19 protein-coding genes, 1 tRNA gene and 1 other annotated feature are annotated in these 23,187 nt (G+C 47.8%); of the genes, 16 read left to right on the forward strand and 4 right to left on the reverse strand.

Features of this window, described 5'->3' with window-relative positions; translation table 11 throughout:
* Positions 1–69 precede the first annotated feature (69 nt).
* From ACFSUC_RS06610 to ACFSUC_RS06620, 3 genes are all read left to right on the forward strand, one after another.
* Positions 70–714: a DNA-3-methyladenine glycosylase I gene (locus tag ACFSUC_RS06610; protein ID WP_379928725.1), complete on the forward strand. Its 645-nt coding sequence runs from the start codon at positions 70–72 to the stop codon at positions 712–714.
* A gap of 284 nt (positions 715–998) precedes the next feature.
* Positions 999–2,777 carry a hypothetical protein gene (locus ACFSUC_RS06615; protein WP_379928726.1) on the forward strand — a complete coding sequence of 593 codons (1,779 nt, stop codon included), beginning with the start codon at positions 999–1,001 and terminating at the stop codon, positions 2,775–2,777.
* Between the two features lie 45 nt (positions 2,778–2,822).
* A complete protein-coding gene (locus ACFSUC_RS06620) occupies positions 2,823–3,350 on the forward strand; it encodes a hypothetical protein (protein WP_379928727.1) in 528 nt (175 codons plus the stop codon).
* A 187-nt stretch (positions 3,351–3,537) separates the two neighbouring features.
* Here the strand turns inward: ACFSUC_RS06620 and ACFSUC_RS06625 are convergent, their stop codons facing one another.
* A complete protein-coding gene (locus ACFSUC_RS06625) occupies positions 3,538–4,488 on the reverse strand; it encodes an aldo/keto reductase (RefSeq protein WP_379928728.1) in 951 nt (316 codons plus the stop codon).
* Between the two features lie 147 nt (positions 4,489–4,635).
* Here ACFSUC_RS06625 and ACFSUC_RS06630 point away from each other — a divergent pair.
* The 12 genes from ACFSUC_RS06630 (at position 4,636) to ACFSUC_RS06685 (ending at position 20,046) form a co-directional block, all read left to right on the forward strand.
* Positions 4,636–4,706, forward strand: a tRNA-Gly gene (locus ACFSUC_RS06630).
* A 295-nt stretch (positions 4,707–5,001) separates the two neighbouring features.
* Positions 5,002–6,636: a helix-turn-helix transcriptional regulator gene (locus tag ACFSUC_RS06635; protein WP_379928729.1), complete on the forward strand. Its 1,635-nt coding sequence runs from the start codon at positions 5,002–5,004 to the stop codon at positions 6,634–6,636.
* Between the two features lie 133 nt (positions 6,637–6,769).
* A complete protein-coding gene (locus ACFSUC_RS06640) occupies positions 6,770–9,346 on the forward strand; it encodes an Ig-like domain-containing protein (protein ID WP_379928731.1) in 2,577 nt (858 codons plus the stop codon).
* Positions 9,347–9,437: 91 nt separating this feature from the next.
* A complete protein-coding gene (locus ACFSUC_RS06645; protein WP_379928733.1) occupies positions 9,438–10,157 on the forward strand; it encodes a hypothetical protein in 720 nt (239 codons plus the stop codon).
* 571 nt (positions 10,158–10,728) lie between these two features.
* Positions 10,729–10,959: a reverse transcriptase domain-containing protein gene (locus ACFSUC_RS06650; RefSeq protein ID WP_379928734.1), complete on the forward strand. Its 231-nt coding sequence runs from the start codon at positions 10,729–10,731 to the stop codon at positions 10,957–10,959.
* A gap of 33 nt (positions 10,960–10,992) precedes the next feature.
* Entirely contained in the window at positions 10,993–11,226 is a 234-nt protein-coding gene (locus ACFSUC_RS06655) for a group II intron maturase-specific domain-containing protein (protein ID WP_379928735.1), read from the forward strand.
* Positions 11,227–11,868: 642 nt separating this feature from the next.
* Positions 11,869–13,233, forward strand: coding sequence for a hypothetical protein (locus ACFSUC_RS06660; RefSeq protein WP_379928736.1), 1,365 nt, complete (start codon positions 11,869–11,871; stop codon positions 13,231–13,233).
* Positions 13,234–13,303: 70 nt separating this feature from the next.
* Positions 13,304–13,828, forward strand: a complete 525-nt coding sequence (locus ACFSUC_RS06665) for a hypothetical protein (protein WP_379928737.1) — start codon at positions 13,304–13,306, stop codon at positions 13,826–13,828.
* Positions 13,829–13,922: 94 nt separating this feature from the next.
* Positions 13,923–14,456, forward strand: coding sequence for a general stress protein (locus tag ACFSUC_RS06670; RefSeq protein ID WP_379928738.1), 534 nt, complete (start codon positions 13,923–13,925; stop codon positions 14,454–14,456).
* A 202-nt stretch (positions 14,457–14,658) separates the two neighbouring features.
* Positions 14,659–14,917: a binding site (T-box leader), on the forward strand.
* A gap of 58 nt (positions 14,918–14,975) precedes the next feature.
* Entirely contained in the window at positions 14,976–16,010 is a 1,035-nt protein-coding gene (pheS, locus tag ACFSUC_RS06675) for a phenylalanine--tRNA ligase subunit alpha (RefSeq protein ID WP_379928739.1), read from the forward strand.
* Positions 16,011–16,043: 33 nt separating this feature from the next.
* Positions 16,044–18,488 (forward strand): phenylalanine--tRNA ligase subunit beta, encoded by a 2,445-nt coding sequence (pheT, locus tag ACFSUC_RS06680; RefSeq protein WP_379928740.1) that lies wholly within the window; start codon positions 16,044–16,046, stop codon positions 18,486–18,488.
* Positions 18,489–18,627: 139 nt separating this feature from the next.
* Positions 18,628–20,046, forward strand: a complete 1,419-nt coding sequence (locus tag ACFSUC_RS06685; protein WP_379928741.1) for a hypothetical protein — start codon at positions 18,628–18,630, stop codon at positions 20,044–20,046.
* A 25-nt stretch (positions 20,047–20,071) separates the two neighbouring features.
* Here ACFSUC_RS06685 and ACFSUC_RS06690 read toward each other — a convergent pair whose 3' ends face one another.
* Both ACFSUC_RS06690 and ACFSUC_RS06695 read right to left on the reverse strand, forming a co-directional pair.
* Positions 20,072–20,749: an SDR family NAD(P)-dependent oxidoreductase gene (locus ACFSUC_RS06690; protein ID WP_379928742.1), complete on the reverse strand. Its 678-nt coding sequence runs from the start codon at positions 20,747–20,749 to the stop codon at positions 20,072–20,074.
* Positions 20,750–21,057: 308 nt separating this feature from the next.
* Entirely contained in the window at positions 21,058–21,429 is a 372-nt protein-coding gene (locus ACFSUC_RS06695) for a cytochrome C oxidase subunit II (protein WP_379928743.1), read from the reverse strand.
* Between the two features lie 263 nt (positions 21,430–21,692).
* On the opposite strand from ACFSUC_RS06695, the gene ACFSUC_RS06700 reads away from it, so the two are divergent.
* Positions 21,693–22,640 (forward strand): hypothetical protein, encoded by a 948-nt coding sequence (locus ACFSUC_RS06700; RefSeq protein ID WP_379928744.1) that lies wholly within the window; start codon positions 21,693–21,695, stop codon positions 22,638–22,640.
* A gap of 113 nt (positions 22,641–22,753) precedes the next feature.
* Here ACFSUC_RS06700 and ACFSUC_RS06705 read toward each other — a convergent pair whose 3' ends face one another.
* Positions 22,754–23,119, reverse strand: coding sequence for a phage holin family protein (locus ACFSUC_RS06705; RefSeq protein ID WP_379928745.1), 366 nt, complete (start codon positions 23,117–23,119; stop codon positions 22,754–22,756).
* Positions 23,120–23,187: the final 68 nt, after the last annotated feature.

Here is a 23,187-nt window from a genome sequence, read left to right on the forward strand (position 1 = left end):
AAAAAGAGATGCAAGAAAGAGATGTAAAAAGAATTGGAAGAGCGATGTCGGGATGAAAGCAGGATAGGCATGAAAGAAAATGAGAAATTGCAAGTGGGAAAAGAGGAAGTGCAAGCGGGAACAAGCGATCTTGCCGTCGATCAGCGGCGATGTGACTGGGTGACGAAGGAACCGCTGTATATCCGGTACCATGATGAGGAGTGGGGCGTTCCGGTTTATGATGATCAGAAATTGTTCGAAATGATCATCCTGGAGGGAGCTCAGGCTGGGCTTAGCTGGTGGACCATCCTGCAAAAGCGGGCGCACTATCGCCACGTTTTTGATCAGTTTGACCCGCACAAGGTGGCAGCATATGGATCAGACAAACTGGAAGCGCTGCTGCAAGATCGCGGTATCGTGCGGAATCGGCTGAAAATTCAGGCGGCGGTGACGAACGCTCAGGCATGCCTCGCTATTCAAGACAAGCACGGCAGTTTGACGGACTATTTGTGGTCGTTCACAGGCGGGAAACCGATTCAGAACAGTTGGTCCTCGATGTCCGAGGTGCCGGTGACCACACCCCAATCTGACGCCATGAGCAAGGCTCTCAAGAAAGCTGGCTTCAAATTTGTAGGCTCCACCATCTGTTATTCGTTTATGCAGGCTGTGGGGATGGTTAATGACCATCTGGTTCACTGTTGTCGATATGAGAAAGTAAGGGATCTGAGCCGCTGAATGGGGCAAGGTCCCTTTATAGGTTGTTTCCATATGGATTTCTGTTTGTGTCTGTTTCATTTTGCAGGATACTTGTATATCTGAAACCCGCTATGTCTGACCGCTATTATCATATAAATTAATACGTTAGTTCAAATTATTAAAATCATATAACAAGGTTTATATGAAAATTATAGTAAGAGGATTTGTTCATACACATGTGCAATCTTTAACTTAATTTTAGGAGGGTGAAGCGTGACTATACCGAAAAAGTAGGGAATAAATCTGATTCGAGGATGAAGAACATGTCCATACATAAGCAACCGGAACACAAGGCTTCTGTCGTGTCTCAGGCAGGCAAGCAGGGTCTCCATCACAGCCGCACAGGCGGGCATCACGATCAGGAGATGTCTGCCGTAGCTGCTCCTGCTCTCGGGATGCATGCAGCTAAGGCGAATGTCCTCTCTATGCAACGTGCGGTTGGCAATCAGGCGATTCAGCACATGCTCCGCACATCAGCTCACACTCACCCGCATGTGTCGCTTCGTTCCGTTGTACAGAGACAGCCGAATGAACGCACTGCGGATGATACAGACGCTGTTTTACCGGAGGATGAGGTAGGAGAAGCGAATCTGTACGCTGCAGCTGCAAGGGAGGAAGCAGATGAGGGGCTGCCCGAAGATGGGCCAGCGGAAGTTAATTTGGCTGCAGCGGCTGCGAGAGAAGCAAGAGGATCGGGTGATGAGCTGCCAGAGGATGGACCTGCCGAGCGTAATTTGGCTGCAGCCGCAGAACGGGAAGACGCGCCCCCTTCCAATAGGACGGTTCTGCATGAGCTGGGGTTCGGCGCTTACTATGATTGGCTGAAATATAAGGCGAATAAACAGGAGAAAACGGACTTGTTCAGTTTTTTCGACAAGCTGTCACCTGCCGAGCAGGTAGAAGCGATCAAGTTGATGGCAGGTTCGGATGCACCGGATTTCAGCAAGTTTACGGATAACATGTCTACACGTTCGAAGCTGGTTAAACGCGTGAATTGGGACAAGTTCTCCGAGGATTGCCGTAAAGCGAAGAGCATGCGGACAGAAAATTACAACGAAGACGGCTACATGGATCAAGCCTATTATGCTGGAGTGGGCGCCTCTGCCGGTGCAGCTGCGGCCAAGGGAACGGCCAATGCGATCGGTCAGGCAGGAGACAGCGGTGCGACGTCTTTTGTCTCCCATGTTGCACCAGGGGCTGCTGCCCTGGGCGCGGTTGCTTCCGGTCTTCAAGTAGCCAACGGAGTTCGTGGGGTAATGGAGGAAGGTGTGGGTTCCTATGACACCATGCATCAAGTGGCGGAAATAGATGCAGGTCTGGCAGATATGACTCGTTCTACCGCGCAATCCGTAGAAACTGGACGTGCGCTCGCGGGCAAAACGGCTGCTTCTGCTGCAACCACCGTAGCGGGAGTAGCGGGTGTTGTGGGCGGTGCATATTATTTAGCGGACGGTGTAGCGGGTACGGCTATCCATCATGGACGCAAACAGGCGTTGGAAGGCATAGCGGAGCGGGCGGGAAGTGATGGGCAACTGGAAACTGCCGCGCGTCTGGGTGCGGATACGCAGACGCTAAACCGCAACAAGAGTGCGGCGACAGCCGTGAAGGGTGCAGGGATGATTGTAGGAGGGGCTTTGCTGCTGGCAGGCTCTGGTCCGATCGGCTGGATTCTTCTCGGTGCCGCCGGCGTGGTAGGCGGAGCCGCAGCGGTGTACAAGTTCTGGAAGAAACGCTCCCGCAAAGAGGGTGTGGTGGAAAGGTATTTGGATGTAGAGAATCATATGCAGCAGCAGGGACTGGATGACAAGAACAAAGAGCAGCGCAAGCAGGTTCGTGAATCATTGATGCAACAAAACGGCTTCAACAGTGTAGCCCAATGCTATAATCATATTGTGACCGATCTGGCCCATGCGATTTATGAAAAGGGTGTACGTGGTGATGATGCAGAATACATGTCGCTGATCGAGAATATAGGTTTGGAAAGAAATGCGGAGCAGCAACAGCCGAAACCGGAGATGATCGCCAAAAAGCTGCATACGTAGCAGATGAACCATATTCAGTGAACAAGACGTGAAAGGAGTGGAAGGATGACAGGAACGGAAATGGAACGTATTTTACAGGGTTGTCAGGCCTTGTACGGGGAAGCGGGGATCCCGGTCAAAGTGGTGGAAGCGGATGAGCAATTTCCTTATGCCTCGTTGCTGGTGGCCTTTGACGGAATCGGAGAGCAGGAACGAAATATTCAACTGGATATATGCTTTTTGCCGAGTCTGCAGTCGTCAGATGAAGATCCCGTACAGTTGCTGCAAACCTTTGTTTCGATTTGTGAAGCACCTGGCGTGACCCTATCACCGGATATGCACCGCTTCATTCAGCTCCTGAATACGAACTTGCCTCTTGGCGCTTTTGGCTGGATGGAGGAAGCAGGCGTACTCTTTTACAAGGCAAATACGATCATCGATACCGCTGTCGATCAAGCCCAAAATGTCAAAATGATGGATCGTCAAAATGGCCTCATCCTTCATATTCACCAGCTGTTTATGGACGTGATACTCGATGTCTGGGAAGGGAATGCCAGCTATGAAGAAGCGAGAGAACGCACCCCTTTTACATGAGTGGACATGAACAGGGACGATAAATGATGAGAAATGACTATAAATGAAACAGCTGGTGTATGACAAACGCCGAGATGCAGAGTGAACCCGCATCTCGGCGTTTTATGTGGAACAGGAGCAGCTGCTCCGCTGTACTCCGTTCAGTTGCGAAGATAGGTGTGCCATGGCCGAAGTAGGCTGATGAGATTTAAGAGTGAGATGCTGAATCTGTATCCGAATTTGGCTTTGTCTGCTGAGGATGCTCGTCCCCGATATATTGCAGGGCTTCGACATTGGCCGCTACCTGCTCCGGCGTTTTGCATCCAGGGATCACGGTGGTGACGGCATCATGCTTCAGGCACCAGGCGAGCGCCCATTGCGCCATATTGATTCCCTCCGGCACTTCTGACTGCTGGATAGACTGCGCCTGCTCAATTTGCGACTGAACAAGCGCCTGATCTCGATGAGACCGCACATCGTTTGCAGCAAAAGTCGTCCCGGGCTTGTATTTCCCGCTTAGCAACCCGCTGGCGAGAGGAACCCGTGCCAGTACCCCGAGATTTTGCGCCATACAGGTAGGAAACACTTCGTCTTCAGGTCCACGGTCGAGTCGATTGTAGACGATTTGAATGACTTCAGCACCGACTTGCTCGGCTGCGTTCACCTGGTGCATGCTGTTCTGCTTATTGAGCGATATGCCAATGTGCTTAATTTTTCCCGCTTCCTTTTGCTTGCTTAACGCGGTCCATAATGCCTCATTATCGAAGGCATCGTCCGAGCCGGAGTGAAACTGATAGAGATCCACATAGTCGGTTTGCAGCGCTTTTAATGAATCGTCCAACTGCTTGATCATGGCTTCAGCTGAAAAATCATCTGTGCGGTCATACAGATCATGAAAAAAGTGTCCGAATTTAGTGGCTACGATCCAATCTTCACGACGATCCTGTTTGAGGTATTGGCCAATCAACTGTTCAGATAAATGATCTCCGTAACATTCAGCGGTATCGATCAGGTTAATTCCGAGCTCTTTCCCCTTCGCTAAAATGGCGGCTGCTTCTGCAGCTGTATAATCCACTCCCCATTCACCGCCAAATTGCCAAGTACCGATTCCGATGACCGAAACGTCCATCCCCGTTTTTCCAAGCGTCCGATATTTCATCAAATGCCCCTCCTTTGCATATACATAAACATGGAACTTGCATTCAGTATAAAGAACCTGAAAGTGAATCTCAAACTCATCATGGGCTTGCACGATCCTCCGATTCGTGATATATTATTCAACGTTACAAAAAAACACAAGCCTCATGCGGGTGTAGTTCAATGGTAGAACTCCAGCCTTCCAAGCTGGTAGCGTGGGTTCGATTCCCATCACCCGCTTTTAGAAAAAAGAGCCGTCTGGCTCTTTTTTTGTTGGGTGAAGCGGATGAGAAGCCACGCCGGGTTCGACCAGCCGTGAAGACATCGAGGGAAAGTCAGAGTAGGCTGAGCGTCCGTTCCGACCGCTAGTGATAGGGATACATCATCGAACGAGCTTCTATTCCATGGAGGAACGGAGTATTCCCATCACCCGCTTTTAGAAAAAAGAGCCGTCTGGCTCTTTTTTTGTTGGGTCGTCCCAATCTTTGATTGTCATGGTACAATGAGGGAAAACGAAAGGTTTGGGGGAATAAGATTGAAGCAACCGCCTGTCTTCCACTCGAATTCGAGTGCCCTCCATCTCGCTGAACACACGTACATACATAGAATCACCAAATATGAGCGTCCTCGCACAGCAACAGATATGATAGACCGCCGTCAAGTAGTATGCAAGCTGAATAAAATTGCCACGGTTCCATGCATTGTAGTGACGGCTCCAGCAGGCTATGGGAAAACCACCACCGTAAGCAAATGGGTGGCGGAATCTGTACCTGTGCGGAAGCATGCCTGGCTGACGCTGGATGCATTTGACAATGAGCCCTCGAGCTTTTGGAGATCCGTGGTATTGGCCTGCAAACGGGTGGAATGGATGAAGAGTGAAAAGGTGCTCCAGTTGCTCTCTGACCCTATTAAACCGTCGATGGTGTCCATTGTACGTATGCTTTTAGCGGAGTGGGAGATGCTTTGCGAACAGGCAACCCTTGTGCTGGATGAGTTGGAAGAAGTGAATCATCCGGAGATTATGCAGAGTTTGCGGTATCTGATCGATTATCTCCCCGGTCATGTCCAGCTTATTTTGCTTACTCGCGAGAAGGGGAGCCTGCCATTGGCCAAGCTGGAGCTGCAGGAGAGAGCGGCCTCTCTCGAAGCCTCCGATTTCCGTTTAACAGCAGAAGAATTGGATGCGCTTATGCGGAATAAAGGGCTGCCTACTATGAATGAAGATGAAAAAAATCAAGTGCTGGTCTACTTTGACGGCTGGATAGCTGGCCTGAAACTGGCCATTGCCCAAATGGCTCAAACCAATCATAAATTAACAGAAAGTTGCGATAAATTAACTGCGTATATAGAGGAAGAAATTTGGCGTAGTCTATCTGAGCTCCACCAACACATGCTCTTGTTTTGTGTCAGGCAGAAGTCGCTGCCTACAGCCATGCTGGAGACGGTACTGGGTGATGATTTTAATTTCTTCATTCGGACCATGATGAGCCGAGGAATTGTAACCGTACCAAACGGCAACCCAGGTATATATCTGTTGCAGCCTTACATTCGGGACAGCATGATGAAGCTGGTGCCCTGCTGTGGAGAAGATGCGGGATGGTATGTGCGTGCTAGCCAGTGGTACGAGGATACAGGATTACATGAAGAGTCGCAGCAACAGTTTCAATATGTCCGTGATCCGGATCTGTATGTCTACAAGCCAGTAAAATCCACTATGCCTGATGTGAATTACAGCGAGCCTGCTGACAAAGTCGATGTGATACGAACGTATATATGTGTGAGAAACAAACCGCATTGCCTCGCTGAATACGCCCCTATACCGGAGATAGACACAGAAGAACTGGCACCGGTGACAACCGATGCTTCAGAACGATGCGAGCATAGCATAATGAATACAGAACCTGACCTGTTACCTGTTCCGGTTGGCCTGTGCCCTTCATTGGATACGCGACTGATTGATCCGCTTACCAGAAGAGAGCAACAGATATTGATGCTGCTTGCCACAGGGGTTTCCAACCGTGAGATCGCGAATGAGATGCATATCTCAATCGGGACCGTGAAAATTCATTTGAATCGAATTTATGCAAAACTCGGCGTACGAAGCAGAGTACAGGCGCTCATTCAAGCCAAAGAGAACGGTATACTGGATTTCAGAGCGAATCATCGCTGACAGGCAAGTTAAAATCACAGGAAGAATCTGACTAAATCATATAACTTTAGTTAGATTCTTTTTTGTTTGGCTTATTTTATACTATCGAGGAGATTTTACGAAAAGGATAAATTTCAGGGAGGAATAAATGAAGATGACCGATCGAACACAGGAACCGATGATCAAGCTGCAACCAGGCGGCACGGCTCCTATATTGAGCTACAACGTGCCGGAGCCAACCACCTACAGCGGGCGCAATTTCATCGATATGCAATTTCCGGCAAGCTATTATGTGTCAAGCGCAAACCAAGTCGCCTCCATCCAAGCTTCACCTGCATTATCCGGTCCGGTCATATCGAGGAGCGCAGAGAGATTGCTGGCCGATGCAGGGATTCAGATCCCTTCTGAACATTTGGAGCAAATGTCTGCGGAAGGTAAAAAAGTCCACGTATACCGTAATGTAGCCGGAGGTCTGAAATATGCGTATCACGCGGCCAAGCTGGGTGAAGAGCCTGCCTTTGCAGCCGTCTCAGCGCGGGTCATTGAAGATAATGAAACGCCGCCGTTCGATCCGATGCGTCCGCGTGATAATGAGGACCCAGATCCAATCCCTGATCCAGAGCCGACATCCATTGGCATCCATATCAGTTCTCCGGCAGCCAATGCTTCGATGACAGGTCCCCATACCGGGGCGAAGTTGGATGTAACAGGCTCCGTTCAAATCTATAGCGGTGGGGGCACCATCACGAAGGTTCAAGTTCAGGTCGGAGCAGGCAAAGGCTATCTGAACGCTGCATTGTCTGGCGGAACCTGGGCGCTGTACAACCACCTTGTCACTACACCGGGACCGATAGCCATTACAGCCAGAGCGACTCATTCAGACGGTACGACCGCCGATCATACGATTACCGTACATATTTCTCTGCTCGCAGAACCGGACACGACGTTGCCTGTTCTGAAGATTACGGCTCCTGTTGCCGGAAGCGTTTTTTCTGCAAAAGGAAAGCCGACGACGAGCATTACCGTCGAAGGAACGGCCTCAGACAATAAAGGCGTGCAAAAGGTAGAACTGGCACTGGATGCAGGCGCATATACACAGGCAGATCCTGTAAGCGGGTGGAGCAGCTGGAAAAAAACACTTGCGGTTAGCCCCGGCCTGCATGCGATTCACGCGAGATGTACGGATATGAGCGGAAACGTAAGCTCCGCCAGTATAAGTGTTCATATTGATGCCACCCCGCCACAGGTCACGATCACGTCACCTGTGAACAGCGCACACGTCTCCGGTTCCTATAACCAGGGAGCCCTGATTGAAGTGAACGGCACAGCAATGGATGCGCACGGCATCGAAAAGGTGGAGCTTTCCGTTGATCATCGTCCCATTTTCGTAGAGGCGACCGCGCTTTCACCGGATTGGAAAGAATGGACGGGATCTGTCGTCATCACAGAACCGGGCCTGCATTTCATCACTGCACGCTGTACAGATGTAGCCAAAAATGTCGTAGAAACTACCATTGCGGTTCAGGTTCAGATCATTCCAGAGATTACGAGTCGTTTGAAGCGTCTTATTCTCGTCGAATCCTATCGACTCTCTTCCTTTACAGGCAACTACGGAGCAGGCATGACATTCAAGACCTTCTCGCTCCTTCCAGGAGAAAAGACAAAAATCAGCATCAAAACCTACAAGCAAAACGAAGAAACGGCGAAGAGTGCATCCTGTATACTTGACTCCGTTTCGGACGAAATAGCCGATACATTCGAAACGATGCTAGGTAACGAGCAGTCAGACAAACGCAACTATGACGAGAGTTTTGAATACAAGGTTGCGGCAGAAGCGGGAGCAAGCTGGGGCTGGGGTCAGGCTTCGGTTGAGGCGAGCGTAAGTGGCGGAACCAATGCTTCGCGAGAGGAATTTGCCAAGAATATCTCCAACGCTACACAAAAACACGTAGCAACCGCATCCTCCCGCCGTAATATGGAGGTGAAATCAGATTACGAGGTCAAGTCTACGGAGTCTGAAGAAGTTTCTACCGTTCGAGAAATTGAAAACATCAATATGAGCCGGACGCTCAATTTTGTGTTCCGTCAAATGAATCAGGAATACATTTCGATCTTGCATCTGGTGGATGTGCGAATCGGCTATTTCACCATCGATATCGTAAATGGTGTAGAGGAACCGAAGTATAAAGAAGTCACGTTGCCTCAGCTCGATTCACTGCTGAAGGAAGCGATCGTTCCGGAACGGATAAAGGATGTTCGAAACAGCATTCTCCATCAGCTGGCCAATATATTTGATTACCAGGATCGCCATCACTGCTTTGTCGAGGAGGAAGCATTCCAAGATGCAGACGGCACGCTTGTTCCCTTCTCCAGCTATTTGAGGATCAAGAAAAACTACTATTCCGAATACAAGCTCGATCCGGATGCAGAGAGCGGCATCAAAGTGCCAGGCATTATTATGGCGGCTAATCGTCATGTGCTGCGAACGGACGGTATCATCGTGGAAGCGGTACTCGGACAGGGTGAAGCGCTGGACGATTATTCGAAAAAACTGCAGGAAGAAACCATTCGCGAAAAAGACTTGCGCAATGATCTATTGTATGAGGAAATTCGCATGAAGCGGCAGGCGAATGAAATATTGAAATCAAAGGATGAGCAAGCCGCTCACGTTTACAGTCTACTTCAGCCGGTTCCGAAGGCAGAAGAAGAGGAAGAGGACAGCAATAACTAATCGATGCTGGATAAGACTGCTGACAGTCATCATTTACGTTGTACAGCCAGGCTCCAGATAAAAGGAGGTGTAGGGACTGGAAAACAAGGCGTTGAAAAATAAGGAACGGCTGACCGAGCCTGCTGCGACGAAAAATAGCACCAAGGCGGCGTTTGATCTCACCGAATTTTTACTGAAAAAATCTTCGATACTGCTCAAGGTGTTGACCTTTTTCTCTAAAGCTGCGCCTGCCAAGCTGTTTCGTCAATATCACAAAACCCATGTCCAATTCCTCATGCTGACCCTGTACGCATTGAAAAAGGCGGAAAAAGTAGATCAACAGCTTACAGAAGTGGAGCGGAATCTGGATGCATATGTCCGTTCGGCGGAAGAAGCGATGCGCTATGCGGAAGACATTCCGAATTCCCTTTGGGAAGGGGCGAATACCGGAGAGATGATGATGTCCCTGCTGCTCGTGAACGATCCAACGTTTATTCGGCATTACAATACGACGGTCGAAATGTATCAGGAACTGTCTACCCATGCCTTGCAGCTTGTCGAGGAAATGGCAGAGGCAGGAAGGGATATTGAGCTGGATACGCCTGACAAGCTGACAGACCTGCTGAAGGAGTTGGAGCAGATCGAAGTGAAGCGGGCCATGGACAGAGTGGTCGTGGAATCGTATCGCAAGAAGATCCAGTTCGTTCAGCTGGATTTGGCAAGGAGAATCATGCAGACGAGAGTCAAGGCAGAACGAACCGTGCAGCGAATGCGAATCATTTACCAGGAAGCGATGGCGATTCAGAAGCTAAGATCAACTGATAAGCGATAAATATATTGTTTCAAATTTAACAATTATTGTAATAAAATAAATATTAGTTTTTTTGATGCGCCCGGTATGGGCGATAACTAGGCAATGTAAGTCCGCTACAGGCTTGACAGTAGGAATTGTTAGCCAAAGGCAAGGGTGTCCGTCGCGAGGCGGAATCTAAAGGAAGACGGAGGCAAACCCTCGGTCTGATGAATAGAAATCATATAGAAGGCAGGATGGGGCGGACGAACTTGTTGAACGAAGCAAAGTCCAATACTGCCCGAACCCCAGTATGTAAATGTGGCAGATAGATGAGCGGAAGGGCTGAACAATCGTGTGTCTTGAGTACCAACCGAAAGGAGAATTGATGCGACGAAAGCAGAATACCGAAAGGGCTGCCTGCAAAGGGATAAAGTGGAATGCGAAGAGTATGCAAGAGCTATAGAGCAGGGATACGGTCAAGCTGTCGAAATCGAACTGTCCCAATACTTCGACACGTTGAATCGTAAATTGCTTTTGAATCTGTTGCGCAAACAAATTCAGGATTAGCGCGTCATCGACCTCATCAAGAAGTACGTGAAAAGCGGAATCTATGGAAAAAGGCATACGCCGGGCAACAGAAGAAGCCTCGCTACAAGACGGATCGTTGTCCCAGCTTTTGGCGAACATCTACTTGAACGAATACGATCAGGAGATGAAAAGCCGAGGGGTGACGGTCATCCGTTATGCAGATGACATCGTGGTGCTTGTGAAGAGCAAGCGAGCAGCCGTACGGCTTCTGGAATCGAGCCGGACGTATTTGGAACAGAAGCCAAAACTCTAAATGAACACGCAGAAGAGCAAGGTGGTTAGCGTCGTGGCACAGAAATACTTCAAATTTCTCGGATTTGCGATGGGGAAGAACGGAAAAGGCGTACACATACGCGTACACTGTCAATCCCTTGCTGAAGCCAAGAAGAAGCTGAAAGAGTTAACGAGCCGAAATCAAGGAAGGAATGGGCGGAAGGTCATGGAGAAGGTGAAGAACTACATTCGGGATTGGATCGACTATTTCTACTTAGCAGACATGAAGAGAATCCTGCAAAGCTGAAATGAATGGATGAGAAGAAGGATGCGAATGTACATTTGGAAGCAATGGAAGAAGCCGAGAACGAAGGTGCAGAACCTGCGAAAGTTAGGCATACCGGAGTGGCAGGCTCACTAATGGGGAAACACTCGCCTGGGTTACTGGCGAATCGCCGGAATCGCAATATTACACCGCTCTGATACAAACGAAACGCTCGCACAAGTAGGGTACTATGACTTCCCTGCTCAGTACGAGCGTTTACGACAATTGCACTTAAATGGTTGAACCGCCGTATACCGAACGGTACGTACGGTGGTGTGAGGTCGGCTACTCAACTAATGGGTAACCTTCTACTCGATTCTAGCTCTAAGGACAACAAAATATGGTATTATGCTGAAACCTCTAATGTCCATAGTTCGTCATTAGTATCATAAGAAAGAGTAGTATAAGTTAAAATATCAAGATACATGAAATTGAAGTATCTTCTAGGTTAGTAACAAAATTAAATAAAATTAAAATTCGACAACAAAATTCGACAACAAAATTCGACAACATTTTCTAGTTCGTCTAGTTATACTATTAGTAGTTATTCAGGGAATTTTTAGTTAAGGAGGTTGGAAATATAAAATCCTGGATAATAAATAATATCAAAAGGAAGTGGTTGATTTGAAAAAAATAACTTCTTTATTACTGATTTGTATATTGCTATTATCTGTACAATCAGCTTCATTGGCAAAACAAGATAATAACGAAGTAGATAAATTTAATGTTCATTTAAATCTAGATGAATCAGATCAAGCATTGGATTTATATGAGAATGTGGATTCAATTAAGAAAGGTAATAAAAATTACGCCGATTACTCAAACAAGACGACAAAAAAGTATAAATTGAACTATAATATCGAAATAGGGAAAGATGGAATTTCAAATGGTTCAGGAGTAATAATTACTGAAAATTATACAATTCCTTTCAATAATGAAGGTGAGATGACAGAATATACTCTTGAAAATGGTGAAAAAGTATACTTAGGTAGTTTAATCGGTAGTGCTAAACCTAAGAAGTATGAAGACACATTTATTGGAATGAGATTGTTTATTGACCCGAATAGTGACTCTCATACAGCCATGATAACAATTGGTGATATTGATTTAGAAAAAGGGACCGCTTTTTTAGCTTTCGGAAATCAAACAGATAATTATAAGAAAACTGTAGATGCATTTAGACTAGAAGATAGTAATATCCTTGAAAATAATACTAAAACCAACTCTTCTGGATCATCAATAATTGCAGCTGCATCATCTGATTATAAATTTGATTCGGAAACCTACTCTACTGCTTATCAAGATAGTCATGGAGATTATCAACTTGCAGGAAATTGGGTGATTGGCATGCATACCCACATGAGAGGACCCGACATGCAGGGGAACGGGGGTGGTTCTGGTATTGTAAGAGTGTTTTCAAATACAACCGCAGTTGAACAGTACGTTAAGTCAAAAGAGAGCAGTTGGTCTTCTGAGCCTGTTGCAAATGTAAAATGGATAGATATTCAGTTTGGCTTGGAACCAAACGAACCAAATGGTGGCATCAATATTACGAATACAGGTCCAACTGACGATGTGAATGTAATCGTATCTAAATTTAATTTTGCTTCAAAGATACCTGGCTTATCAACCGCAGTGAATTTGCTCGCACAAGGTTATGTGGCAATTGAAAATGCAAATCCTAGTGTTAAAAGTTCCGTGATTACGAAGGACTATGCAACTAATCGAGTAGAAGTAAAGCAAAAAAGTTTTAAAAATATAGACAGTACAGCCCCGGATTACTCAACATCAGCCTCAGCTAAGCCTCCTGTAGGTCTTTATAAAGGTGGTGTTACAGCTAGTTTTGATTTTTCAGAATATTTAAGCGGGTATGGATGGATGTTCGCAAAAAGTGCAGTTTATTATTATGTTGAAAGCAGTGGTTTTTACTATAATGGTTTATATGCAACTTTATTGATTAAAGATACCATGTATGTTAATTTTAAATAAATGTATATATTCAATTTGATAACCTAAAGGGAATCCTTTGGGTTATCTCTTTGATGCAGGAGGAAAGAGAATGAAGCGAAAATTTTTTGGTATTATACTTTCTGTGTTTATCTTCACTCTCTTTATTTTATTAGTTCGTTCATACAATAAAGGGAACCAATTAAATGATCAGGCCATTGGTGCGGAGATTCAGCTCATGTATGTTCAACCATATGAATCCATACAGTCAGCGTTTGATTTAGCAAATACATATAAAGATGAGCAACACTATAGAAATCTATATTTTATCTTGCGTTCTTTTGAACAAACTGTAAATGCACTGATACAGCTAAATTATAATGAGATTCATCAATCTATAAGTAAGGAAATAATATATGATCAAACGGGTGCTAGTTTGTATGGAGCAGCCCCCACTGTATTATTAGACCCCCATATCAATCATAGTGAGGTAATAATTCCTCTTGAGGGACATTGGGCATCTTTTATTTCAAATATTAAATCCGGTTTGTTCAAACAAGGAGATTTTGATGCTATAACTTTAGCAATCGAGTATTATGAGCTAGTGAAGAAAGTCAATGCAGTGCAGAGTAAATAATTGTATTGTGTAAAATTCATGGTCAATAAACTTTCGGCATGATCGTTTCAAACCTTCCGCTCGTGTGTAATACATGGTCAAGGAGGGATACAAAATGAGTAACCCAACACAATCTTGGATAGGTGTATTCCAGTCAGATGAAGCGACCATTGTAGCCATTGAAGATTTGAAGGCCAGTGGTGTTCATGAAGACCAGATTTCCATTGTGACCAAAAATCAGGAGAACGCCTCTTACATTGAAACGGAGACCGGAGCGGAGTCTGACAGTTCCGTCAAGCAGGATAAACCAGAAGGCTTGCTCGGTATGATGTGGATCGGTTGGCCGATGCGTGGAGCAGCTTCGTCAGCGACCCCGGGTATCGGAATTCCCGGCTATATGATGACAGGTCCGATGGCAACGGAGACGGTAGAAGAACAGGACGATGCACTCGACAGTGATATTCTGAAAAAGAAATTAAGCGATCGCGGCTTCTCAGATATTACAGCCGATATGTATATTCGTTTGGCAGAGAAAGGGTATTACCTGGTCATAGTGGAAGGAAGCCAGCAACAGGAAAGCGAGATTCTGAAGGTGCTTGGAAAAGGTATTCCGCCAGAAGATCCGAAGCATTTACAGCAGCAAAACTAACGATCCCACCCCATCACATTTCACCATAAATAAAGTCATGAAAGAGCCTAGTTATGGATCATCTTCCCCCGGATGTTTCAATAGCCAGGCTCTTTCCTGTTTCTGCCCTGCTGTCTTTGCAAACACTTCACAGGATAAACAGACAAAATGACTTGCACTGGATGCATTTATTACATATAATAGCTAGGAAAAAGTAGTCAGATCAAATGCATTGAAGGAGAAGAGTAAGCCGTACTTCCATACAGGGAATAGCTGCCGCAGACTGGAAGCAGCTTTTGGAACCAGACCGCTGAAGTTCGCTCCTGAGCAGACCTTTGAAACCCGATGAGCGCATGCGTACATGTAGCCATTGTGTGCAAGTAGGAGGCTCCGGCCACAGACCGTTATCTGATTGGAAGTGAGAATGTGGGGAAGGTGCACATTCTAATTAGGGTGGTACCACGAGCTCCTGCGTCCCTAGCGGACCCGGGGGCTTTTTGTATTTCTCGAAAAGATCAATCCAGTTCAGGAGGTAGTAACATGAAAGAGAAACTGCAAGCTTTGAAGCAGGAAGCGCTCGAACAGCTGCAGCAAGTGGATTCGCTCGCTGCACTGAATGATCTGCGAGTCAAATATTTGGGCAAGAAAGGACCGCTCACGGAAATTTTACGGGGGATGGGTGCACTTAGTGCCGAAGAAAGACCGATCATTGGACAAGTTGCAAATGAAGTAAGAGGGGCGATCGAGAGCGGAATCCAGGAAAAGCAGGCACAATTTGAACGGGCTGAAACGGAAAAGCGGCTTCGTTCTGAAACGATTGATGTGACCTTGCCTGGCAGAAAGCCCAAAAAAGGGGCGGTTCATCCGCTTAGCAAAATCGTGGAAGACATCGAAGAAATATTCCTTGGCATGGGCTTCAAGATCGAGGAGGGACCGGAGGTAGAGCAGGATTACTTCAACTTTGAAGCATTGAATTTGCCAAAAAATCATCCAGCTCGGGATATGCAGGATTCCTTTTATTTGACAGAAGAGTTGCTGATGCGCACCCATACCTCGCCTGTGCAGGTCAGAACGATGGAGCGTATGCAGGGCGAAGTGCCGGTCAAGATTATTTGCCCGGGTCGTGTCTATCGCCGGGATGACGACGATGCGACACATTCTCACATGTTTACCCAGATTGAAGGGCTAGTCATTGATGAACATATCCGCATGAGTGATCTGAAGGGAACCTTGCTGCAATTTGTTCAGGAAATGTTTGGAGCGGACACTCAAATTCGCATGCGTCCAAGCTTTTTCCCATTCACCGAGCCTAGCGCGGAAGTCGATGTATCCTGTATGATCTGTCGGGGCAGTGGATGTCGGGTATGCAAGCAAACCGGATGGCTGGAGATTTTGGGAAGCGGGATGGTTCATCCGCGTGTCCTGGAAATGTCCGGCTATGATCCGAAAAAATACAGTGGCTTTGCCTTCGGCATGGGTGTTGAACGGATAGCGATGCTGAAATACGGCATCGAAGACATTCGTCATTTTTATACCAATGATGTCCGGTTTCTGAATCAGTTTGTACGAGCTTAAACCATAGAGCGGAATATAAAGGAGTGAATGAGCGTGAAGGTATCTTATCAATGGCTGTCCCAATATATAGATGTACAGGATCTCACTGCAGCGGAGCTGGCAGAAAAGATGACCAGAAGCGGAATCGAAGTCGATATCGTGGAGAACCGCAATCAAGGGGTGAGTAAGGTCGTCGTCGGGTACGTGAAATCGAAAGAAAGCCATCCTGATGCAGACAAGCTGAATGTGACCCAGGTGGATGTCGGGGGCGAAGAAGACCTGCAGATCGTATGCGGCGCGAAAAATGTAGATGCCGGGCAGAAGGTTGCGGTAGCTGTGGTCGGGGCGGTGCTACCAGGAGACTTCAAAATCAAGAAAGCGAAGCTGCGCGGCGTGGCCTCGCATGGCATGATCTGTTCGGCGAAGGAACTGGGCATCAATGACAAGCTGCTTCCGAAGGAACTGCAGGAAGGGATTATGGTGCTTCCTGAAGACGTAGAGGTGGGGACGGATGTCGTCGAGCTTCTTGGTCTGAATGATCACGTGCTGGAGCTTGACCTGACCCCCAATCGCGCGGATTGCCTGAGTATGCTTGGCACCGCTTATGAACTGGGCGCCATTCTGGATCGGGAAATCAGCCTGCCGCAGACCGAATCGGGCAAGGAGAGCCATCAGCCTGCTTCTGATGCCGTTCAAGTCCGAATTGAAGCAGCATCACTTTGCAGTCATTACGCAGCGGCAGTCGTGGATGGGATCAAGGTTCAGCCTTCTCCGTTGTGGCTGCAAAATCGTTTGATGGCTGCAGGAATTCGACCGATTAACAACATTGTAGACGTCACCAACTTTGTGATGCTGGAATATGGCCAGCCGCTACATGCTTTTGACGCCGATAAAGTGAAGGATGGACAGGTAATCGTCAGACAGGCCAGGGAAGAAGAGCAGATCGTGACGCTGGACGATCAGAAGCGCACGCTTGCCCCTGAGGATCTGGTCATTGCCGATGCTGAAAAAGCGATTGCCATCGCAGGGGTGATGGGCGGAGCCAACTCTGAGGTCAGCGAAGCCACGACGCGTATTATCCTGGAATCTGCGAAATTCGACGGCGGATCGGTACGTAAAACATCTCGAAAACTGGGTCTGCGCTCTGAGGCCAGTCTTCGATTCGAAAAAGAGGTAGACCCGGCAGCGGTTCGTCCGGCACTTCAGCGTGCGGCAGCCTTGATGGCGGATATTGCAGGCGGACAGGTATGGCAGGGAGTGGTGGAGCAAGAAGCTTCGAAATCCGAACCGCTCCAGCTTACGCTAACGATGGATCGTGTCAATCGATACCTTGGAACAACATTGTCTCTTTCGGATATCGAGCACATCTTTAAACGACTGCAGTTTCATTATGAGCAAACGGGAGAGAACGAATTGCGTATAACCGTTCCGACTCGTAAAGGTGATATCACCCGTGATGTGGATCTGATTGAAGAGATCGCTCGTTTGTATGGCTATGATCAGATTCCGACGACACTGGTATCCGGTGTAACCACACCAGGAGCCTTGACGAGAGATCAGAAGATTCGCCGTCTGATTCGTCATCAGCTAACCGAAAGCGGACTGCATGAGGCGATCAATTATTCCTTCACGCATCCGGAATGGTCAAAATCCTGGCCGGGTATGTTCGCGGATGGCATTGATGTGCCACTTGCCATGCCTATGAGCGAGGAGCGGAGTGTGCTTCGCACAAGTCTTATCCCTCATCTGATTGAAACGGCTGAATACAATCGCAACCACAGCAATTATCATACAGCGGTGTTTGAAATCGGCAGTGTATTCATCAGTCAGGAGCAGCAAATTAGCAAACAGCCGCAGGAGCAGCCGATGCTTGCCATGCTGTGGACCGGGCATACCCGTCAAACACATTGGTCCGGCAAAGCCCGAAATGTTGATTTCTATGACCTCAAGGGTGTTCTGGATCAGCTTTTGGCCTTTTTCGGTCTCGAGGCTTCGGTGCGACTGGAGGCCACTCAACTGGAAGGGATGCATCCTGGCAGAACGGCCCGGATCGTGCTGGACGCAGCGGGAGAAAGCATGGAAATCGGTCGTATGGGTCAACTTCATCCGGAACTGCAGAAGGAGCATGATCTCGAAGATACGTATGTGTTGGAGATGAAGCTGGAGCCGCTGTATACCCATGCCAGTTTCGGACCGGACTACCGCATGCTTCCGAAGTTCCCGGCGATGACACGGGATATGGCAATTGTCGTGAGCGACGACGTTGCTGTTGGAGAGGTGATTCGGGACATTCGCCAATCTGCCGGTGAATTACTGGAGTCGGTGGACGTATTTGATATCTTCCGCGGAGACAAAGTTGGCGAAGGCAAGAAAAGCGTGGCGCTCTCCCTCGTGTACCGCCATCCGGAGCGGACACTGACCGATGAGGAAGTAACCCAGGCACACGGACAGGTTCTGAACAAAATGGAAGAAACTTACGAGGCAGAACTTCGCAAGTAAGAGAAGGAATAAGCGCCACTCTCATCGAAAGTATCAGGATACCGATGAGAGTGGTTTTTTCTGTGCATGATTTACTGTATAGTAGAGATTGTAACGATTGCAACCTGGGAAGTTTGGAGCAATTAGGAGGACTCGGCTTATGAATTCCGATGCAAAAACACGCGTAACGGTTGAAATATATGGCACTCATTATACGATCCGGGGAGAAGACGGCACTTCCAGAGAGCATATCGAGAAAGTGGCCAGGCTGGTCGATGAGCAAATGCGACATATTGCCAAGGCCAATCCCAAGCTGGACATGCCCCGCATTGCGGTTTTGTCTGCCGTCAATGTCGCTGATGAATCCATTCAGACGAGAGATGAACTGATAACCGTACAGCAAAAGCAACATTTAAATCAGCAGCTGCAATCCGAAGAACTCAATGAGCTTCGGGAGAAAGTCACGCTGCTGAAGCAGCAGAACGTGTCATTGACTGAACAGCTCCAGCAGCAGGAAGAGCAGCATCAGGCTTCCCGTTCTCAATTTCAGGAAGCAGAAGAGATGACCGCTCGCCAGCTGAAGGAAACAGAAGAGAAGAACAAGCAACTGGAAAGCGAGCTTACCCAGCTGAAAGCGCAGTTGAATCAAAAGGACAAGGAACAACAGGAAACGAAGAACAGCCTGTCCGGTCAGCTGCGTCAGCGCACAGAGCAGCAGGAGAAATCCGCACGCCAGCTGAAGGAAACAGAAGAGAAGAACAAGCAGTTGGAAAGCGAGCTTGCCCAGCTGAAAGCGCAGTTGAACCAGAAGGACAAGGAACAGCAGGAAACGAAGAACAGCCTGTCTGGTCAGCTGCGCCAGCGCACAGAGCAGCAGGAGAAATCCGCACGCCAGCTGAAGGAAACAGAAGAGAAGAACAAGCAGTTGGAAAGCGAGCTTGCCCAGCTGAAAGCGCAGTTGAACCAGAAGGATAAGGAACAGCAGGAAACGAAGAACAGCTTGTCCGGTCAGCTGCGCCAGCGTACAGAGCAGCAGGAGAAATCCGCACGCCAGCTGAAGGAAACAGAAGAGAAGAACAAGCAGCTGGAAAGCGAGCTTGCCCAACTGAAAGAGCAGTTGAACCAGAAGGACAAGGAACAGCAGGAAACGAAGAACAGCCTGTCTGGTCAGCTGCGCCAGCGCACAGAGCAGCAGGAGAAATCCGCACGCCAGTTGAAGGATGCGGAAGAGAAGAACAAGCAGCTGGCGCAGGAGAACGAGAGACTGAAACTGGAAGGGACGTCGTTTCTGGAACGGATTGAGGCGCAGGAGCATGCCTACCAGAACACGATTGAGAAAATTGCCGAACTCCAGCGAAAATATGACCGCCTTGAGGTGGAGCATGAAAAGTCCAGACAGGAGCTTGAGCAGAACGTGATCGACAGGCAGGAAAATGAACAAAAAGAAAACTCCTTTGAAAAGGAGTTTCAGAAATTAAAGATTGAGTATGAGAAACTTCAGTCTGAATACAATGAATGGATTAGCCTGATCGAACAGGATGAAGCGGCTGCTGCAAGCTCCAACCGTTCCTCATCTTGAGTGTCTTAACGAAATAGGCAGAGTTTCAGGAAACTTGAATATGTTGCCCGTTTGGCTGCTGTTTGTGCCAGATGGCAAGTTCAATGAGCTGGGATACGACTTGTTCCGGCTCTTTTCCTGTGGCATGCATGGCAGTACGGATTTGCCCCGGATTAAACAGATGGGCCCGAATCCCATATTCCTCTTCCTCTTCTGCGAGCGTTCGGGTGATACTTTCCAGAGCAGCTTTGCTGGCACCGTAAGCGGCATAGCCGCCTGACCCGTTATCTGCCATGCTGGAGGTTACGTTGATAATGATCCCCTCACGCTGCTCTCTCATCTGTGGCAGCAGGGCTTGCGTCAGCAGCAGTGGACCGGTCACATTCACCTGCATCTGGTGCTGCCAGTCTGGCAGAGAGGTATCTGCCAAGGAATTGGCAATAAAGACAGCCGCATTGTTTACTAGGACGTGAACCGTGCCATAAGCTGCAGCGACTTCCGCTACCGCCTGCTTGATATCGGACAATTGGCTCACATCGCCGCGTACTGCGATGGCTTGCCCGCCTGACGCCTGAATCGCTTCTACTGTTTCCTGCAGCTTCTGCGGCTGACGTCCCATGACGGCGACCTTCGCCCCTTCTTTGGCTGCCGCAAGTGCTGCGGCCTTTCCGAGTCCACTTCCGCCACCGGTGATAAAGACGACTTTATTCGTTAATGAGCCCATAATTCCGACCTCCCAAGTATGATTTAACTTTATCATACGTGGAATTTGCTCATTTGAAAAGGGATATGGCTATAAGGATTTTTGAGGAATGGTTTCAGTATTGCTTATAGAATCATAAAACAAGGCTTTGCCTCATGGATCATCATGAAGCAAAGCCTTTGTTATCATTCTTTTTCGTTTATGATCATCCCCCTGAGTCTTGTCGAGATTCAGGGCATGAGAACTGATTTTGTATATCTCTGCGTCAATGACATCCAAATAGGAAGCAGACATTCAAGTGGGACGATGACATGAAAGGGTTGCTGGGGCTATTGGACAATCAGGGTGGCTTTCATGTCGCGGTGTCCGCTTCCACACATCACACTGCAAGTGATCTCGTATTCACCTGCTTCGGTAATTTTGTATTGCGGCTGTGTTTTTTGCTCAAACTCAATGCCGAGTTTTTTGATGCCAATCCCGTGATAGCCTTGTTCATTTTCCAGAATAAACTGGACGGGCTGGTCTTTCTGAATCGTATAGGTTTCTTGGTCAAAAGACCAGTCTGAAGCGGTGATCACAAGCTGTTCAGGTTCAGCCTCATTGGTTTCCACGACAGAATTTGCAAGGGAAGAGCCTCCTCCGCATGCAGACAGGACGGTCATCGCAGTGATTAAAAAAAGAAAAATTAACGATTTTTTCATGAAATTTCTCCTCCATCTGGCATAGATATAATATCAAATAAATGGGTTTAATCGTCCACATATGATGGCTGGTTGCTTTCTATATTTTAACGTGTTCAGCCATTATTGTCTGTAGCTATATTTTGAAGTCTTCTTGTCCAAATGTTGAACGCTCTACGTCAGAAACCGGCTGGGCTGAATGTCCATTCTGTCGACTGTCACCTTCGTATAGGCATTTGCATAGGATACATAGGCCTATCAAGAGAGAAAAGGAGTTTGATTTCATGGAAAAAAAAGCAGTGAAAAAAGCTGCCGTTTCAAATGAAGTAAATGAAGTGAATAGAACGAAAAAAGCAGCGGAACATTCCGATTCTCAAGCAGGGGTGCATCGCAACGAAGCGGCGATGTCAAATCCAAATCCAAATCCCCCGACTTATGAGATGCCCTTGCATGGGATGCAGGGAATGAACGCGATGCCGAATGTGAACGCTCCATCTTATGACATGCCCATGCATGCAATGAATGGGATGCCGAATACGATGATGGCTCCCGCCTATGAGATGCCCATGCACGGGATACACGGGATGCATTGTCCCCCAATGCCCAATATGGAATATCCGATGGCCATGAACATGCCGATGTCTAACATGCCAAACATGTCCAACATGCCCAACATGTCCAACATGCCAAACATGCATATGTCTCACATGTCTAACATGCCAAACATGTCTAACATGCCAATGCCAAACATGCCGATGTCCGATATGAATATGCCTAACATGCCGAACATGCATATGTCTAACATGCCCAACATGCCAATGCCCAACATGCATATGCCGCTCGCAACCGGCCCTGCTGCCCACGGAAATGCACATGCCCATGCAATGCCTGCCTATCAACAGGCACCCAATCTGTCGGAGCAGGCTGCCCCGATGTATACACATATGATGCCAAATCCCATGCATCCGCAGTATGTGGCTCCGATGATGGACCATCAACCGCATACACCGAATGCACCGAATGTGCCGATGCATCCAGGCATCACAAAATCGGAGGCGCTGAGACAAGTGAAGCCTTGGGTAGAATACGGTCTGAAAGAAGCCAAAAAAACCGGTTATCCACATGCCATGACAGAAGTCGCCCTGATTACGTATTTGATCGGCATGGGATATGAACCGAAAATGGCCTATCAAACCGTAGAAGGCTGGGAAGTGAACGAAACATTTGGTTGACGAAAAGAAGACCAAACCAAAAAAACAAGCAGCTGCCCTTTTCCCCCAAGGTGCGTAGCTGCTTGTTTGGTTTTCGTACATGATGTTGAGGTAGTATCGTGTTTTCAGGAAAGCTAGTCTTTTGATCTTCCGTGTTTGCCATAATCGAATGGCGTCGCAACCGGAATAAATAAATCAATCACTCCGATCAAGAGAGCGGCCAACAAAGCTCCAATGATACTTGCCCGAACATCTCCAACGATGAACTGGGCCACATAAATGACCAGCGCACTTACCAAAAAGCCGACAATCCCTCTGCCAAACGGGGTCACCCTCTGCCCGAACACCCCTTCCACGATCCAGCCGAGTGCCGCGATGACAAGGGCAAGCAGCAAGGCACTGGTGAAGCCGCCGGTGGAGAATCCGGGTACGAGCCAGCCCACAATCATCAACATGATGGCGGCTACAATAAAGCGTACGATATGACCGATAATATGCATGACCATCGCCTCCTTGTACTATTTACCGTTCCCGATTTTCCTTGATTTATTCTTTCCGCTATAATATA

The organism is Marinicrinis sediminis, from assembly GCF_042685085.1.
In the GTDB taxonomy this organism is placed as follows: Bacteria; Bacillota; Bacilli; order Paenibacillales; family KCTC-33676; genus Marinicrinis; species Marinicrinis sediminis.